The sequence below is a fragment of the Mycobacterium noviomagense genome (genome assembly GCF_010731635.1).
GTDB classification, from domain to species: Bacteria; Actinomycetota; Actinomycetes; order Mycobacteriales; family Mycobacteriaceae; genus Mycobacterium; species Mycobacterium noviomagense.
Map to the genome: position 1 here is coordinate 3169788 of NZ_AP022583.1, position 15745 is coordinate 3185532.

General features: G+C 64.4%; 15 protein-coding genes and 1 pseudogene. 6 read left to right on the plus strand and 10 right to left on the minus strand.

Going from position 1 to position 15745, the window contains the following annotated elements:
- The first annotated feature begins 93 nt into the window (after positions 1-93).
- On the plus strand, positions 94-1011 hold the full coding sequence (locus G6N15_RS14920) for an HpcH/HpaI aldolase/citrate lyase family protein (RefSeq protein WP_083090000.1): 918 nt from the start codon (positions 94-96) through the stop codon (positions 1009-1011).
- Positions 1012-1017: 6 nt separating this feature from the next.
- Here G6N15_RS14920 and G6N15_RS14925 read toward each other — a convergent pair whose 3' ends face one another.
- Entirely contained in the window at positions 1018-1806 is a 789-nt protein-coding gene (locus tag G6N15_RS14925) for an enoyl-CoA hydratase (protein ID WP_083090001.1), read from the minus strand.
- 177 nt (positions 1807-1983) lie between these two features.
- Between G6N15_RS14925 and G6N15_RS14930 the strand changes: the two genes are divergently transcribed.
- The gene (locus tag G6N15_RS14930; protein ID WP_232070243.1) at positions 1984-2841 is read left to right on the plus strand and encodes an NAD(P)H-binding protein; all 858 of its coding nucleotides are present in this window, start codon (positions 1984-1986) and stop codon (positions 2839-2841) included.
- Here the strand turns inward: G6N15_RS14930 and G6N15_RS14935 are convergent.
- From G6N15_RS14935 to G6N15_RS14950, 4 genes and pseudogenes are all read right to left on the minus strand, one after another.
- Positions 2838-3922, minus strand: a pseudogene (locus tag G6N15_RS14935) (IS630 family transposase). The gene G6N15_RS14930 and the pseudogene G6N15_RS14935 overlap by 4 nt on opposite strands.
- An 848-nt stretch (positions 3923-4770) precedes the next feature.
- A complete protein-coding gene (locus tag G6N15_RS14940; protein WP_083088392.1) occupies positions 4771-5337 on the minus strand; it encodes a hypothetical protein in 567 nt (188 codons plus the stop codon).
- Positions 5338-5417: 80 nt separating this feature from the next.
- Complete coding sequence (locus G6N15_RS14945) at positions 5418-6881, minus strand: protein adenylyltransferase SelO (RefSeq protein ID WP_083088391.1); 1464 nt, start codon at positions 6879-6881, stop codon at positions 5418-5420.
- A gap of 28 nt (positions 6882-6909) precedes the next feature.
- Positions 6910-8154, minus strand: coding sequence for an alpha/beta hydrolase family protein (locus G6N15_RS14950; RefSeq protein WP_232070244.1), 1245 nt, complete (start codon positions 8152-8154; stop codon positions 6910-6912).
- A 150-nt stretch (positions 8155-8304) separates the two neighbouring features.
- Here G6N15_RS14950 and G6N15_RS14955 point away from each other — a divergent pair, with 150 nt between their 5' ends.
- Positions 8305-9693, plus strand: coding sequence for a WS/DGAT/MGAT family O-acyltransferase (locus tag G6N15_RS14955; RefSeq protein ID WP_083088402.1), 1389 nt, complete (start codon positions 8305-8307; stop codon positions 9691-9693).
- Positions 9694-9713: 20 nt separating this feature from the next.
- Here G6N15_RS14955 and fadD6 read toward each other — a convergent pair whose 3' ends face one another.
- Positions 9714-11477, minus strand: coding sequence for a long-chain-acyl-CoA synthetase FadD6 (gene fadD6 / locus G6N15_RS14960; protein ID WP_083088390.1), 1764 nt, complete (start codon positions 11475-11477; stop codon positions 9714-9716).
- 112 nt (positions 11478-11589) lie between these two features.
- Positions 11590-12156 carry a hemerythrin domain-containing protein gene (locus G6N15_RS14965; protein ID WP_083088389.1) on the minus strand — a complete coding sequence of 189 codons (567 nt, stop codon included), beginning with the start codon at positions 12154-12156 and terminating at the stop codon, positions 11590-11592.
- A 298-nt stretch (positions 12157-12454) separates the two neighbouring features.
- On the opposite strand from G6N15_RS14965, the gene G6N15_RS14970 reads away from it, so the two are divergent.
- The 3 genes from G6N15_RS14970 to G6N15_RS14980 all read left to right on the plus strand — a co-directional run bounded on the left by G6N15_RS14970 (position 12455) and on the right by G6N15_RS14980 (position 13879).
- Positions 12455-12742, plus strand: coding sequence for a WGxxGxxG family protein (locus tag G6N15_RS14970; protein ID WP_083088401.1), 288 nt, complete (start codon positions 12455-12457; stop codon positions 12740-12742).
- Positions 12743-12847: 105 nt separating this feature from the next.
- On the plus strand, positions 12848-13204 hold the full coding sequence (locus G6N15_RS14975; RefSeq protein WP_083088388.1) for a DUF488 domain-containing protein: 357 nt from the start codon (positions 12848-12850) through the stop codon (positions 13202-13204).
- A gap of 33 nt (positions 13205-13237) precedes the next feature.
- On the plus strand, positions 13238-13879 hold the full coding sequence (locus tag G6N15_RS14980) for a GNAT family N-acetyltransferase (RefSeq protein WP_083088387.1): 642 nt from the start codon (positions 13238-13240) through the stop codon (positions 13877-13879).
- Here the strand turns inward: G6N15_RS14980 and G6N15_RS14985 are convergent.
- The 3 genes from G6N15_RS14985 to crcB (G6N15_RS14995) are packed head-to-tail and all read right to left on the minus strand — an operon-like array spanning position 13873 to position 15715.
- Positions 13873-14958: a DUF190 domain-containing protein gene (locus G6N15_RS14985; protein WP_083088386.1), complete on the minus strand. Its 1086-nt coding sequence runs from the start codon at positions 14956-14958 to the stop codon at positions 13873-13875. The two genes, G6N15_RS14980 and G6N15_RS14985, sit on opposite strands and share 7 nt — an antisense overlap.
- Positions 14955-15320: a fluoride efflux transporter CrcB gene (crcB, locus tag G6N15_RS14990; protein WP_083088385.1), complete on the minus strand. Its 366-nt coding sequence runs from the start codon at positions 15318-15320 to the stop codon at positions 14955-14957. The genes G6N15_RS14985 and crcB (G6N15_RS14990) overlap by 4 nt, the downstream gene beginning before the upstream one ends.
- Positions 15317-15715, minus strand: a complete 399-nt coding sequence (gene crcB / locus G6N15_RS14995) for a fluoride efflux transporter CrcB (RefSeq protein ID WP_163748088.1) — start codon at positions 15713-15715, stop codon at positions 15317-15319. The genes crcB (G6N15_RS14990) and crcB (G6N15_RS14995) overlap by 4 nt, the downstream gene beginning before the upstream one ends.
- Positions 15716-15745 lie beyond the last annotated feature (30 nt).

Consider the following 15745-nt stretch of genomic DNA (forward strand, 5'->3'; position numbering starts at 1 on the left):
GGTACCTGCGGATCAGGCGGTTTGCGATGCCGTTACGGTTGTGGCATAGAAGCAGGTAGACCGCGACCGAACGAAGAGACGGCAGATCACTCGATGTACGAACAGATCGACACCACCGCGCCGGACGCCACTGGCGTCGGTTCACGCATCGATCCGGTTCTCGCCCGGAGTTGGTTATTGGTCAACGGCGCGCATCCCGACCGGTTCGAAGACGCTGCGCGCTCTCCTGCGGACATCGTCGTGCTCGACATCGAGGATGCGGTCGCTCCCAAGGACAAGGCGGCAGCTCGCGACCACGTGGCGCGTTGGCTTCGCGCCGGAAACACCGATTGGGTTCGCATCAACGGTTTCGGCACCCCATGGTGGGCGGACGATCTCGGCATGCTGACCGACACCTCGGTCGGCGGGGTGATGCTGGCGATGGTCGAATCGGTGGACCATGTGACCGAGACAGCGAAACGACTGCCTAACGTGCCAATCGTGGCGCTGGTCGAAACAGCCCGGGGCCTGGAACGCATCACTGAGATCGCTTCCGCCAAGGGCACTTTCCGGCTTGCGTTCGGGATCGGCGATTTCCGCCGCGACACTGGTTTCGGAGAAGACCCGGCGACGCTGGCTTACGCCCGCTCACGCTTCACCATCGCCGCCAAGGCGGCCAACCTGCCCAGTGCCATCGACGGGCCGACTATCGGCTCCAACCCGCTGAAATTGATCGAGGCGACCGCTGTCTCCGCGGAGTTTGGGATGACGGGCAAGATCTGCCTCTCTCCGGACCAATGTTCCGTGGTCAATGACGGACTATCCCCATCACAGGATGAAATCGCCTGGGCCAAAGAGTTTTTCGCTGAGTTCGAACGCGACGGGGGAGAGATTCGCAACGGGTCCGATCTTCCGCGCATCGCCAGAGCCACCAAGATCCTGGATCTGGCTCGTGCCTACGGGATCGAAGCTGCTGAGTTCGAGGACGAACCGGTTCACCGGCCCGCGCCTTCGGACACCTACCACTACTGACGGCGGCTAGCGTCGAGCCCACGTTGCTGGACGCTTTTCAAGGAATGCGCACATGCCCTCTTGGGCATCGTCGGCGCGGGCGTTCATGGCCATGACCGCCTTCGTCAGATCGTAGGCCCGGTGTTCGTCGAGCTCGATCTGCGCGTAGAACGCTTCCTTGCCGATCCCTACGGTCAGCGGGCTGGATGCCACGATGGCGTCGACGATGGCGCCGAGTTCGTCGTCAATCGAGTCCGCAGGCACCACGCGATTCACCAGGCCCCACTCGTGGGCGGTCTCAGCGGAGATCGGTTGGCCGGTAAGCAACATTTCCAGGGCACGCTTCCTGCCGATCGCGCGCGACAACGGCACCATCGGGGTCGAGCAGAACAGCCCGAGCTTCACCCCCGGGGTGGCGAAACGTGCTGCGTGGGTCGCCACGGCGAGGTCGCAGGCGGCGACAAGCTGACAGCCCGCCGCTGTCGCCATTCCCTCGACCTTCGCGATCACCGGTTGGGGCAGGCGGTGAATAGTCTCCATGAGGTCGGTGCATACCTCGAACAGGCGCTGGTAAAAGGCGACGTCGCGGCCGACCATCTCGCTCAAGTCGTGCCCCGCGGAGAACACCGGCCCTACCGCGTCGATGACGATCACCCGCACGCCAGGATCTTCACTGAGCCGGCGCAGCCTGGCGATCAATTCCTCCGTCAGCTCGAGGCTGAGCGCGTTGCGTTTCTCCGGTCGGTTGAGGGTGATGCGAGCCACCTGCCCTTCCGCGCGTACCAAGACGGGTGCGTCGGTTGCGAGCCTGCTCATGCAGGGGAGCATACGTCTGGCTAATCGAGCCAGGACAGCGTCGGAGCACCGGCCGCTGCCCGAACCACTCAACTGTGTAGGTCGACGGTCGCGTCCGTTTTGGACGTGTCTTCAGCCAGCGGTCGATAGGTTCACTGTGTGTATCTGATCGTGGGGGATGCTTGGGCTTCGAGCAGAGTGAACGACCTGGTTGTCGAGCTGCTCCTGGGCAACGGTGAGCAGGTGCGGGTAGTGGTGCGTCGCCACGATGCCCGCGCCAGTCGACTTCGCGAACTCGGGGCCGAAGTCGTGGTCACAGATCTCACTAGTTCTGGGCATGTTGCCGACGCGATGCGGGGTATCAGGCGGATCTTGTTCAACACTCGCGTCTCTTTGGAGTATCTGCAGGAAACCGCGATTGTCTGCGCCGCGGCTCGCGAACTGGGCGCCGTCGAGGTGGTCATCAACATGTCCCAGATGACGGTGGCGCAGATGACACTGACGAGCACCCAGGAGTCTCGTGCGCACCGGCTGTACTGGCTCGCCGAGCAGATCATGAACTGGTCGGGCCTACCGGTTGTGCATGTGCGTCCCACCGTGTTACTGGACAGTCCGCTGTTCACGGTGCTGGCCAGGCGATCCGTGCGCGAACACGGCGTTCTTGCTCTGCCGTTCGGCGCCGGTCGCACCTCGCCGATCGCCGCCGACGACGTCGCGCGGGTGGTTGCTACCCTCCTGCTCGCCCCGCCGAAGACCGGGCAGGTCTACGGTCTGACCGGTCCGCAGGAGCTTGACATCCATGGTCTGGCCGAGCAGTACTCCCACGCGCTGGGCCGCCCGATCACGGCCGAAGACATCCCCCACGACGACTGGGTTCACCAGTACCTGCGGAACTCCGGGCTATCCGACCTGGTTCAGCAGCATCTGGCCGCCATGGCGCGTCTACATCAGGAGAACCGGTACGACCGCTCGACCGACGACGTCGAGCACATCACCGGTCAACCCGCGCAGACGGTCGAGCAGTACGTCGCCGCACACCCGGAACTCTTTGCCTAGTGTCCTGAGTCATTAATTCGTTTGCAGTAGTTGGCAACGGATTCAAGGATTTGGTCGGCGGTCTTGGTCCAGACGTAGGGCTTGGGGTCGTCGTTCCAGTTCTCGATCCACGCGCGGATGTCGGCATTGAGTTGCCGCACCGAGGTGTGGGCACCGCGGCGCAGTTTCTTGGTGGTCAGTTCGGCGAACCAGCGCTCGACCAGGTTGAGCCACGATGAGCTGGTTGGGGTGAAGTGCAGCACAAAGCGCGGATGGTTTGTCAGCCAACGCTTCACCGCGGGCGTCTTGTGGGTGGATGCGTTGTCGAGCACGACGTGGCAGTCCAGATCGGCGGGCACCTCGGCGTCGATCTTCTTGAGGAACGCCAGGAACTCCTGGGAGCGGTGGCGGGCGTGCAGTGAGCCGATGATCTTGCCGGTGGCGAGGTCCAGGGCTGCATAAAGGCTCGAGGTGCCGTGACGGACGTAGTCGTGGGTGGCGCGTGCCGGGGTGCCCGGCAGCATCGGGAAAACCGGTGCGGTGCGGTTGAGTGCCTGGATCTGGGTCTTCTCGTCCACACACAAGACCATCGCTCGTTCCGGCGGATCGAGGTACAGCCCGACGATGTCGCGGACCTTGGCGACGAAGAGCGGGTCCTGGACAGCTTCCACGAATCCTGTTTGTGCGGAGCCAATCCGAAGGCCCGCCACACCCGAGAGACCATCGACTGCGACAGGCCCAGGTGCTCGGCCATCGATCGGGTCGACCAGTGCGTGGCATCAGCTGGACTGGACTCCAACGTCGCGGTGATCAGCACCTCGATTTGCTCGTCACCCACCACCCGGGGCCGGCCCGGTCGAGGTTCGTCGAGCAGTCCGTCGCACCGCTTCTCTGCGAACCGATTGCGCCACTTGCGGATCGTGTTCCGATCCAATTCCAACCTGTCTGCAAGCTCGACATTGGATCCACCATCGGCGGCAGCCAGCACGATCCTGGCTCGAAGGGCCAACCCGGCGGCACTCTTGCGCCGCCGCACCCAGCTCTCCAACTCGGCGCGTTCATCCTTGGTCAACACGATCTGCGCGGCATGCGGTGACGGCATCACCCATACTAACAAGAACCCACGAATTAATGACTCAGGACACTAGGTCCTCGTCGCACCCCGTTGGTCGGTAACAGAATTCGCCCCGCCCAGCTCCTCACCGAAGCTGACGGGGCAAATCCTGTTCTGTTGTGCGCGAACGGTCTACTGCTGGCCCGGCGCTGGGTTCTCCGGCCCGGTCTGGCCCGGCGCTGGGTTCTGCGGGCCCTGAGCCGGGTTCTGACCCGGGTTCGTCTGGCCCGGCTGGTAGCCGGCCGGCTGACTCTGCGGATTCTGCGATCCACTTGGCGCGCAGAACACATTCATTTGCTGTCCGGCGGGCAGCCCGAGGTTCGAAGCGACGGGACCTTGCAGCGTGGCGACTTGCTGCCACGTCGCCCCGGGAGCCGCCTGGACTGGAGTGCCCTGCGCGGATGCGCCCTGGACGGGAGTCCCAGGGGCCGGAGGATTGATGCCGACGACGCAAACCGGGCCCTGTCCATTGGTACCCTGACCCGCTGGCGCAGCGGGATTCGCCGGACCCTGGTCGTTGCCCCCTGGCACAGCGGGCGGATTTGGATTAGGCGGTGGATCCGCCCACGCCGCCGCCGCGAGCGGAACTGCCATGGCGCCTGCTGCCAGAACACCCGTCAGCAACTTCTTGAGCATGGTTTCCTCTCCTGTCGTTTGTCGGAACTACGGAACCGACAGGCCCAACCTATTGCCTCGGCCGCCTGGAATGAAACAGCAGCAAATGCCATGTGTTTGCAGAATGAAAAGAGTGCGCGACCGTTACCCCTGCTGATTCGCACTAACCGCGACATTTTCGGCTCACTACTTATTTGGGCAGCAAACTGCCGAAATGGCAGCTATCGGGCCACCGGACGCTCCAAGACTAACCCCGCTACACCCAGTGCGATAAGAACTATCGTCGTGATGCAAGCGAGCGCCAAACCGTAGCCCAGAGAATAGTGCGCTGCGGCCACGTCGAAGGCGTCACCGAAAATCCTCCGTACGTTCAGCGCGGACGCCAGGCAAAGAACCGAACCGATGCTGGCTAGCAGGGCGACAGCGATAGCGGCCTCTTCGCGTGGGGGCAGCCACAGATACGCGGCGCCGGCGGCGATAATCAAGACAGCGATTATGGCCACCCACAAGCCGCCGTGACCCACCACGTGTTCAAGAGACTTCGCGGCGTACCGCTCGAACTCCGGGTCATCCTGAGGCATCGTGATCGAAACTGTTCCTGCCCCAGACACCGACGCCTGCGCGAGGCTGTGTGACTCAGCGCCGATCGCGATGCGGCCCCATTCCAGGAAGACAGACAGGATCAGAAGGAGCCCAGCGATCAGGATGGCCAGACCAACAGCGCGCTGAGGGCTTTTGCCCTTAACACCAGTTACGACGGTGTCGGGTCGCCGCCAGCGGCTAGTCACATATTCATTGTTCTGCGCGGACGATCGTCCTTACAACGGTTAACCCAGCGACACCATTGTTGGCGCGCCGACTCGCATGGTCAGGTGCCGCAGAACGTTCGGTACGCGCCGAAATCCTCTGGGGCAAGGGACGCATACCGCTCCAGGCCCGGCCGTTCGTCGTAGGGCGCGGTCACTGCGGCAAGGAGTCGGTGAACGGGATCGAGATCACCCGCCATGGCCGCGGTCAACGCCTCCTCGACGAGATGGTTGCGCGGGATATAGATCGGGTTGACGCGGTCCATCAACTCGACGTCCGGCTCGAGAGCTCGCCAGCGCGACATCCAGCCGTCGAACCTAGCCAGGTCGATGAATAGACGGCGCACGGGTTCCGCCTCGGCGCGGCCCGCTTGGCTGAGGCGACGGAAGAACGAGGTGTAGTCGACGTGGCTCTCCCGCAGCAGGTGAAGCAACTCGTCGGCCAGTGCTGCGACGACGTCGGCCTCGAGGTCCGCAGAAAAGCCCAGCTTGGCTCGCATGCCCACCGACCAGGCGGCCTGATACTGCGGGCGGAATGCGCCGAATGCCTCCTCGGCGAGGGCGAACGCCTCGTCGACGTCGTCCGAAATCAACGGGAGAAGCGCTTCAGCTAATCGGGCCAGGTTCCACGCGGCCATCTCCGGCTGGTTGCCGTAGGAGTAACGGCCCCAAAAGTCGATGGAGCTGAAGACCGTCTCGGGATCGTAGGCCTCCATGAAGGCGCAGGGCCCGTAGTCGATGGTCTCGCCGGAGATGGTCATGTTGTCGCTGTTCATGACGCCGTGGACGAACCCGACAAGCATCCATCGCGCCACCAGTGACGCCTGGGCAGCGACGACGGCTTGAAACAGTGCGAGGTAGGGACGCTCGGCTGCGGCGGCGCCCGGATGATGACGGCCGATCGCATGATCGGCCAGGCGTCGCAGCAGGTCGACGTCGCCGGTAGCCGCGGCGTACTGGAAGCTGCCCACTCGCAGATGGCTGCTGGCGACGCGGACCAGCAAGGCGCCAGGCAGTAGCGTCTCGCGCTGTACCGGACGCCCCGTGGCCACCACGGCCAGCGATCGCGTCGTCGGAACACCCAGCGCGTGCATCGCCTCGCTGACGATGTATTCGCGCAGCATCGGTCCAACGACGGCCAGGCCGTCACCGCCACGCGCGAACGGCGTCGGGCCGGACCCCTTCAGGTGGATGTCCCGAAGGCCGCCGTTGCCGTCGACCAGCTCCCCGAGAAGCAAGGCTCGACCATCGCCCAACCGCGGGGCGTAGCCGCCGAATTGATGCCCGGCGTAGGCCTGGGCTACCGGAGTGGCATCGGCGGGAAGCCGGTTGCCCACCAGGAAACGCAGCCCGTCAGGCGTTCGCAGCCAGCCCGCGTCCAGCCCGAGGTGGGCGGCCAGCGGCTCGTTGAGCACCAGCAGTTGCGCGTCGGGAGGCGTCTCGGCTTGCCAGCGCACACCCATCTCCGGCAACTCGCGGGCGAAGCGGTCCTGCAGGACGACGGTTGTATCCGGTGCAACGCTCACGTCACCAGGCTACGGGCGGCGGCTGCGTTCAACGGTCGAGCAGCCCGGACTGCGCCAGCGCATGGTCCACGAATCGCTGTACTGGCCGCGAGCGGTAGAACCAGGTATGGCCGCCGGGGTACCAACAGATCTCGGGTTTGCCCCAGTGTTGCCACAGCCGGGTCGCTTCTTCGCGTGGGTGTACCAATCTGTCGGCGATCCCGACGTAGATGAAGCGGCCCTGCTCGGGCACCAGGGGAGTCAGCGCAAGCGGAGAGATCATCCGGCCGATCGGCTTGGCCAGTTCCAGCGTTCGAGCGAGCGCGTCGTAGTGGCTGAGGCCGGTATGGCGGCTGACCAGTTCGACCAGGTCGACGGGAGGAACACCGAGAATCGCGCAAGCCAGGTCGCCATCGAGGCTGGCGACCAGCGATGTGAGGTAGGCGCCGAGGGAGATGCCGTTTAGCCCGATTGCGGCGGGTCCCTGTGACCGGATCCATGACAGCAGGCGCCGGAGATCCCAAACCGCTTGCGCCACACCGTGAACGTCGTCGAGTACGTCTGCGCTGGGGAACGAGGTGCCCTTCGGTAGGCCGCGGGCGCGCGGGCCGTGCATGGGAAGCACCGGAAGTACGACATTCAGGCCAAGGTCGGAGTACAGATGCCACGCTCGAAACAGCGTGAGGTCGAGTGCCGCCCTTCCCATTTCCGCGCCGTGCACGCAGACGAGCCATGGTCGGGGCTCGCTGTGCCGCAGCATCAAGGCGTACACGCGGTTGTTGGAGACATAGCCAAGCCAGCGTTCTCGCCCCGGTTCTCCTGGATGCGGCTCATATTCGCTGTCGAAGGCCATGCGTTCGTAGGTGCGACCGCGGCTGTTCACTGGACTGATCGACACGCGGCTGGGTGGTGCGGGTGTGGGGAAAAAGCCCTCGGGATGCTCAAGCCAGCCCTTTTGGCCATACAGGTCGAGTGCCGCGATCACCTCGCGGTGGATGCGTTCTTGTGTCGGCGCGTCGGGCGCCGACCGCAGCACGTGAAAACCCAGCAGCACGATTTCGTCGAGGAACGCCTGAGCCGCCAGCGTGATACTGGGTCGTCCCACGGGCAGCTCGCCAGGCTGACGATCCAAGTAGTCAGCCCAGGACCGCGCGTAGAAACCACCGGTCCGGGTGAACGGCCCCAGCGCCTGCCACAGCGGACCGGTAACGGCGCGCCGCTGATCCGAAAACCCCCGTCCCCGGTGACCCGAGGGAGAAGCCGACGGGATCGTGTGTTCGGCCCTCTCGTCCATCTCCACCCCCTACTGCCCGGCTTCGGCCGGGCAAGAGATCGGATGTCACCGAGCCTAATGACTATCAGCGAAACGAGTCCGCGACTTAGCGGGCCTTCAGGCGATGGCGAATTCGCGTCGGTGTCCGCTACGCGTCCCTAGGCTATGGACATGAAACGGCTTGGCAGCGCTGATGCGGCGTTCTGGTTTGCAGAAACGCCGGGCTGGCATATGCATGTCGGCGGCTTGATGATCTGCGATCCGTCGGATGCCCCGGACTTCTCTTTCGACACGGTCCGCGACCTACTGGCCAGCCGTCTGCCGGAAATGCCGCAGCTGCGCTATCGGGTGGCCGGGGCACCGCTGGGGTTAGACCGGCCATGGTTTGTTGAGGACGCCGACCTCGACATCGACTTCCACATCCGCCGCATCGCGGTACCGCCGCCGGGCGGCCGCAAAGAACTCGACGACCTGATCGGGCGGTTGATGTCCTACAAATTGGATCGCGGCCGGCCGCTATGGGAGATGTGGTTCATCGAAGGCGTCGAACACGGCCGAGTGGCCACCCTGACCAAAATGCACCACGCCCTCATCGACGGCGTCTCCGGCGCCGGGCTCAGCGAAATCATGCTTGACGCCACCCCCGAACCGCGCCCGCCCGCCGATGAGCCGAAGGACTCGCTTGTCGGTATCGGCATCCCGCGCTTCGAAATCCGCGCGGTCGGCGGGCTTTTCAACCTCGCCGTGCGGACGCCTTATCGGATGATGCGCATGGTCGAGCAGGTTGCGCGCCAGCAGCTAGCGGTGCGTGGGCTGAACAACAAGCCGCCCCGCTATTTCGACGCGCCGATCACACGCTTCAACGCCCCGGTATCGCCGCACCGGCGCATCAGCGGCAGCAGGGTGCCGCTGAACCGCGTCAAAGCGGTCAAAGACGCCTTCGCCGTGAAGGTCAACGATGTCGTGCTGGCGATCGTGTGCGGAGCCATGCGCAGCTACTTGGATGATCGAGAAGAGCTGCCAGACCGGCCGCTGCTGGCCCAGGTGCCGGTGTCCACCCGCCGCGAGAACAGCGATATCGGAAACCAGATCAGCTCGATGACGGTCAGCCTTCCGACCAATATGGCCGATCCGGGTGAGCGGATGAAAGCCATCCATGCCAGCACGCAGGGCGCCAAGTCGATGGCGAAAGCCCTTACGGCACACCAGATAATGGGTTTGACCGAGACGACTCCGCCCGGGCTGCTGGGACTGGCAGCGCGGGCATACACCGCCAGCCGGCTCGGGCGAAACGTCGCCCCGATCAACCTCGTGGTCTCCAACGTGCCAGGACCCGATTTCCCGATTTACATGGCCGGCGCCGTGGTGGAAACGCTGGTGCCGATCGGTCCCCTGGTCATGGACGTCGGGCTGAACGTCACGTGCTTCAGCTACTGCGGATCGGTGGACTTCGGTTTCGTCACCACGCCTGAGATCGCAAACGACATAGACGAATTGGCCGACGGCATCGAACCTGCGCTGCGCGAACTGGAGCACGCCGCCCGCATCGACGCGAACTGAGCGCAGCTGTGGACGGTTCGTCAGCTTTTCGGTCGGGAGCCGGCCGCTACTTTGCCGGGGTACTCGTCGTAGTAGGGGACATAGCCTTCGTCGCGACCTTCCAGCACGTACAGCGGATCGGTGAGGTCGGGGCCGTAGCCCTGTTCGCGCAGATCGGCCTTTTTCTTCTTGAACGTCGGTGTGTGCTCCAGCGAGTCAACGACTCGCACGAATAGCGGCATCGCGTAGCTGGGCAGTTGCTCGTACACCGTCTTAGCCAGCGACGCACCGTCGAACGACTGACCCTCCTTCGGCACCACCGCCGCCATCCCGGCGCGCCCGTCGGTGCCGGGCACCTGTACCCCGAAAACCGTCACTGCTTCGACGGTCGGGTCGCTCGACACTGCCGCTTCGACATCCGTCGTCGCGACGTTCTCTCCCTTCCAGCGAAACGTGTCGCCGAGCCGGTCGACGAACACGGCGTGGCGCCAACCTTGTGGACGCATCAGATCTCCCGTGTTGATCCACACGTCACCTACACGAAAGGCATTGCGCACCAGCTTCTTTTCAGTCGCCTCGGCGTCGGTGTAGCCCTCGAACGGCTGCTTCTTGGTGACCTTGCTCAGCAACAGCCCCGGCGTGCCGCCGCGGACCTTGCGCACCCGGCCCCTCTCATCGCGAACCGGGTCGCCGGTCTCCGGGTCGTACTCGACGAAAGCTACCGCTGTCGGGCAGACGCCGGCGGTCTTGGGGATGTTGAAGAGGTTCACAAAACCGGTGTTGCTCTCGCTTGCCCCGTAGAACTCGAAGACTCGAGGGATGTGGAAGCGGGTGACGAACTCCTCCCAGATGTCGGGCTGTAACCCGTTGCCGCCGATGACGCGGACCCGATGTCGGTGGTCGCTGTCCTTTTCGGGCTGGTTGAGCAGGTAGCGGCAGATTTCGCCGATGTAGAGGAACGCGGTGGCGTCGTAGCGGCGTACTTCGTCCCAAAACCGGGAAGCGGAAAACGAGCGGCCCAGCGCGAGTGTGGCGCCGGCGCTGAGCACCCCCGAGACCCCGACGGTCAGCGCACTGTTGTGGTACAGCGGCAGGCAGCAGTACAACGTGTCGCTGTTTTTCAGCCGCATGCCAAGGGCGCCGGACCCGCCGAGCGCCCGAAGCCACCGGTAGTGCGTCATCACACTGGCCTTGGGTGCGCCGGTGGTGCCGGAGGTGAAGATGTAGAAAGCCGGCTCTTCCGCACGCACCGTCGACGTCACTGCCGGATTCTCGGATGGCGCGTCGGCGGCGAGCCGTTCGAGTTCGCCGGCGCTGATGGTTTGGCCGACTTTCGCGCCGGATTCGGCGACGGCCTCGAGTAGCGTGTCGTCGCCGATCAGTGCCTTGGCCTTCAGCAGCTCGACGCTGTGGGCCAGCACGCTACCGCGGTGGTGGTAGTTCAGCATCCCGGCGATCGCGCCCAATTTCACCACCGCGAGTATCAACAGCACTGTGAGAGGGGAGTTTTCCAGGATGATGGCGACGACGTCGCCGCGCTGTACTCCCCGCGCGGCGAGCACGGCGGCGTACCGGTTGGCGGTTTCGTTGGCCTGACCGTAGGTCACGACTTCGTCTTCGAATCGAATGAAGACGTCACCGCTGTGCCGTGCCGCACGGTGCTGGAAGACCTTGCCGATCGAGGTCTTAGCCGACGGTCGAGTCAAGAAGGCAGTCAAGACGCCGCGCAGGATTACCGGCGCGTCCACCAACAGAGCCGGAATCCGGACCGCTATATCGGTCAGCCTGACCGTGTCGTTAGCCATGGGTTGCTTGGGCCTGCCGATGTTGGCGACTCAGCCTTGCCAGCTGCAGCGCGCGAATGAGGGCCACCTGCAAAAGCTAGCGTGTGTCGAGGCGGCCAGGTACCGCTATCGGCTAGCCGATGGCTTGCTGGATCACGTCACGCGCGCGGTCGAGCATCGACGCGAACGGTCCGACAGCGAGATTCAACTTCGCCGATTCGACACCGGGGTGCGGCCGCGTTGGCGCGATGGCCTCAGCGGCTCGCACCGCTGTGCCCATCCGCTTGAGGTCATCGGCGTCGAGCTTCCGCTCCAACTTCGGGAATTCCTCCGTCTCTTCGTGCTCGGCGTGCTCGAGCACTGCGTCACGCAGCTTGCTGAGCTCGTCGACGAACTCTTGTGAGGTGATGTCAAGGCTTTCGATGCTCGACAGCAGTTCCTTTGCGTCGTGCTCCTCTTGCAACCGCGCATCGACGATTGCGTCACCCTTGGTCACCTCGCGGCGCACCCGGGGATGCACCACCATTTCTTCGGCTGTTTCGTGCACAGCGAGCAACTGACGCAGTGTGATGAACGGCTTCTCACGCGCTTTCGGGTCCGAGGCATGCAGCACTTCGTCGAACATGTCCTCGATGAGGTTGTGCTGCGCTTTGAGGAACGCGATGACCTCTTCAGGCGATTGGACAATCATCTCGGCCATGCTGGTACACCTCCAGAGTCAGGAATTGACGAACGTGCTATGGGCTGCGCACCGCTCGCTGCCACCGCATACCCAGCCTTGGAAAGCGCCCAAACACCTTCCCGCGAGCGGCGGCGGATAGACAGCCCTGCAGGGATCCAACGGTCGCCGCTGATGTTTGCGAGAAGTTGCCGCAGGGTACAAGCGACGTGCGTTCGACCTTGAACTCGGGCCTTCTTTGTCGTCCGTGCCGGAAGGCCAGCCACCTGTCCGATCGATATTCCGGCACTCCTACTTACCTGTTACCTGGAGGATGTTCATGCGTAAGACCATTGCTGTCGTTTCCGCTACGGGGGCGCTGTTGTTCGGCGGTGCCGGGGTGGCAAATGCCGCCTTGCAGAGCGCGCCCGTCCCGTCGTCTACCACGACTACAGTCGCGCAACAAGACAACAATCAAAACAATCAGAAGAGTGACCACAGCGGGCTGTGGGGACTGGTCGGCCTGCTCGGATTGGGTGGGCTCGCCGGACTGATGCGGCGCAAAGAGACGGCTACCGCAGCAGGAGTTGCGGGTCCCGGCTCCCGCGGCCAAACGCCGCGTGCCTAACTGAATCCTGTAGGCCCCACTAGTGCTTTCTCAAGCGCTGGTGGGGCCTTCGAGCGGGTCCAATTCATGCCCACCCGTCGCTGCGCCCGGCGTTACGCTGGCCGCATGAGCGCCAAGAGCCGTGTTCGGGTGGCGCGGGTCTATGACGAGCCGGGCGCTGACGACGGGCAACGCGTCTTGGTCGACCGGGTGTGGCCACGAGGGTTTCGCAAGGACGATCCGCGGGTGGGTACCTGGCTCAAAGATGTCGCACCGTCGAATGAACTGCGCCGCTGGTACGGCCACAAGCCCGAACGCTTCGACGAGTTCGCTTCGCGCTACGAGAAAGAGCTGCAGGGCAGCGACGCGCTGGCGGAACTGCGCAAGCTGGCCAAGCGCGGAACCGTGACGCTGGTGACCGCCACCCGCAATCCGGAGGAGAGTCAGGCGGCGGTGCTGGCCAAGCTGCTGCGACGCCGTTGACCAGCACCGGCTTCGGTAGGCTCGCTGCTTGATATGGCCGAGACCGATCCAATCTTGCCGCGGGAACTGACCGACGACCTGCCCGACGAGGTCCGCAACCTTCCACCACCGCCGAGCACGCTCGAGCTGCCCGAACCATTCGCTATGCGCCTCGCTGATCCTGACGCCGACGCCCAGATGATCGCCGAGTGGATGAATCAACCGCTGCTGGCCGATGCATGGGAATCTGCCTGGCCTACGTCGCGTTGGTATCGCTACCTGCGTGCTCAACTCGATGGCAGCTATTCTCGGCCGTTCATCGGCAGCCTCGACGGAATAGACGGAGCTTATTTCGAAATCTATTGGGCTGCAAAAGATTCCATCGCTACGCGCTACGAAGCCGACCCCTACGATGTGGGCATACACGCCGCGGTGCCGGACGAGAGGGTCTTGAAAAAGGGAATCGTGCAATCCCTGCTGCCACACCTCGCGTTGAGCGTGCTGAAGTACGAACCACGCTGCCGCCGAATCATGTTCGACCCCGACCACCGCAACCAGATGGGGCGCCGGTTCTGTGAGCGCGCCGGCTGCGTATTCCTTGGCGAACACGACATGCGAAATCGACGGATGGCGCTGTACGCGCTGGTGCGTTCGCCCGACGACGTACCGCGGCTGCGGGCGCAGCCGAATCAGTAGTCGTAGCTCGCAAGGTGGACACCGTCGGGGCGGCGTGATCCGTCGATCGATACCACCGCCGGAACCATTTCACTCGTGACGAGTCCGTGGTTGGCCGTCAACTCGTCGACGATGTCGAAACTGCGGACGATCCACTCCGGCTTGTCGATGATGATCGTGCACACGGGCACCCGCCGGCCTAGCTGGAACAGCTTGTCGCCGTGCGGTTCATGGTCACCGTGAAATCCCCAGACGCCGCGCAGCACCGTCGCGCCACGGGCCATGCCCGACTCCAGCAGTTGGCGGACCAGTGCGCGGTGGATCGGCAAACCGCCGTGCCCGGTGGCTTCGCTGGTGTGCACCATCAGCTTCTGCCAGACGGGCCGTCCGCGCGGGTCGATCGTGGGCAGCCGATGCGGTCGCGCCAACAACGCTCCGTCGCGCTTGCACACCCGAACCCGTTCGACGGTCAGTAACGGCTTGGGCATGGTGGCGCACAGTTCGGCGACCGCGGCCGAAGCCTGAGCCGCGGTCCCGATCGAAATGATCATCAGCGGCACATTGACATTGCGGCTGAAGAACCGGGCTCGGTAGCGGTCGCCGTGCGCGGTGCCGTCGACCCCGAGAAACACTGAGGCTCCGGAGAATCCACGCCGATACAGCAGATCGCACACCGCGCGGTAGGCGGGCATCCCGGCGACTCGTTCCTGGCGACTCACATAAACGGTGAGCTTGACGGCGTCGGGTTCGTCGAAGTCATTGGCCACGTCTACGTCGCCGGTGGCGAACCGGGCACGCTCCAGGGTCACCAGTCCGCGCGCGGTCATCGCGATCACCTCGTCGACTAATTCGGTGATCTTCGACTCCACGTCGACGGCGGCGATCGTCACCGGCGGGTCTTCGGACAAGCTCAGCGATTCGTCTGTGCGCAACACATGCCGTGGCCCGAAACTGCTGATACCGCGCAACATCACACTGGTTGCCACCTCGCGGGCGCCGAAAAGATCGAGCATCGCGTCGGCGAGAAACCCGCGACGGTCGGACACGGCGCGCTGACGCTCACCGAAGTAGGTGGTCAGCTTCAGGCACGGCTCGCTCATGGCTGGTTCCCGATCCACTGTCCGAGCAGCGCCGCAGTCATGCCCAGTGCGACGCTGACGACAATGTTGGCGAGCGCGACCCAGACCTGGCGTTCTTCGCCCAGGCGCTGGGTTTCCAGCATCCATGTCGAAAACGTGGTGTAGGAGCCGATGAACGCGGTGTCGGCCAGCAGGGCCGCCTGCGGGCTCAACACCAAGCCCCCGACAATGCCCAACAACGCTGCGCCACTGATATTCACCGTCAGCGTCCCGAACGGAAACGACCGCGCGACCCGGCGCGCAACCGCCCGGTCCACCAGGAAACGCAGCACCGAGCCGACGCCGCCGACGACCAGCACGCCGGCCCAGACCGCGACCGTCATCCGCGCACCGACACCCGGCGCACCAGCGCGGTGGCCAGGTACACCGCCAGAAGTCCCAGTCCGATGCTGGCCACGCCGTAGCCGACAGCCAGCCCGTACTTGCCGTGCTCGATCATCGCCAGGATCTCGACCTGCATGGTCGAAAACGTGGTCAGCCCACCGCACAGTCCGGTGCCCAGCAGCGGGCGGCGATAACTCGACAACGGCAACCGTTCCAGCAACCGGGTCGTGAAGTAGGCCACGAGGAATGCGCCGACGATGTTCACAGCGAACGTCGGCCACGGCCACCGCGTCGGGTCTGCGGGCACCAGGGTGCTCAGCGCAGCGCGGGTCAGTGCGCCCAGCGCCCCGCCCGCAAAGATCGCCGCCAGCTCGCGGTAATCCTGGCCTGCCACTGAATGATTCCTTTCACTGGCCGAGCGTGC

What these genes read in the sequence shown, in the direction of transcription:
- G6N15_RS14975 (WP_083088388.1), top strand. Translation starts at nt 12,848, where the DNA reads ATGAGCGCCAAGAGCCGTGTTCGGGTGGCGCGGGTCTATGACGAGCCG.
- G6N15_RS14970 (WP_083088401.1), top strand. Translation starts at nt 12,455, where the DNA reads ATGCGTAAGACCATTGCTGTCGTTTCCGCTACGGGGGCGCTGTTGTTC.
- fadD6 (WP_083088390.1), bottom strand. Translation starts at nt 11,477, where the DNA reads ATGGCTAACGACACGGTCAGGCTGACCGATATAGCGGTCCGGATTCCG.
- G6N15_RS14950 (WP_232070244.1), bottom strand. Translation starts at nt 8,154, where the DNA reads ATGGACGAGAGGGCCGAACACACGATCCCGTCGGCTTCTCCCTCGGGT.
- G6N15_RS14980 (WP_083088387.1), top strand. Translation starts at nt 13,238, where the DNA reads ATGGCCGAGACCGATCCAATCTTGCCGCGGGAACTGACCGACGACCTG.
- G6N15_RS14985 (WP_083088386.1), bottom strand. Translation starts at nt 14,958, where the DNA reads ATGAGCGAGCCGTGCCTGAAGCTGACCACCTACTTCGGTGAGCGTCAG.
- G6N15_RS14925 (WP_083090001.1), bottom strand. Translation starts at nt 1,806, where the DNA reads ATGAGCAGGCTCGCAACCGACGCACCCGTCTTGGTACGCGCGGAAGGG.
- G6N15_RS14955 (WP_083088402.1), top strand. Translation starts at nt 8,305, where the DNA reads ATGAAACGGCTTGGCAGCGCTGATGCGGCGTTCTGGTTTGCAGAAACG.
- G6N15_RS14920 (WP_083090000.1), top strand. Translation starts at nt 94, where the DNA reads ATGTACGAACAGATCGACACCACCGCGCCGGACGCCACTGGCGTCGGT.
- G6N15_RS14965 (WP_083088389.1), bottom strand. Translation starts at nt 12,156, where the DNA reads ATGGCCGAGATGATTGTCCAATCGCCTGAAGAGGTCATCGCGTTCCTC.
- crcB (WP_083088385.1), bottom strand. Translation starts at nt 15,320, where the DNA reads ATGACGGTCGCGGTCTGGGCCGGCGTGCTGGTCGTCGGCGGCGTCGGC.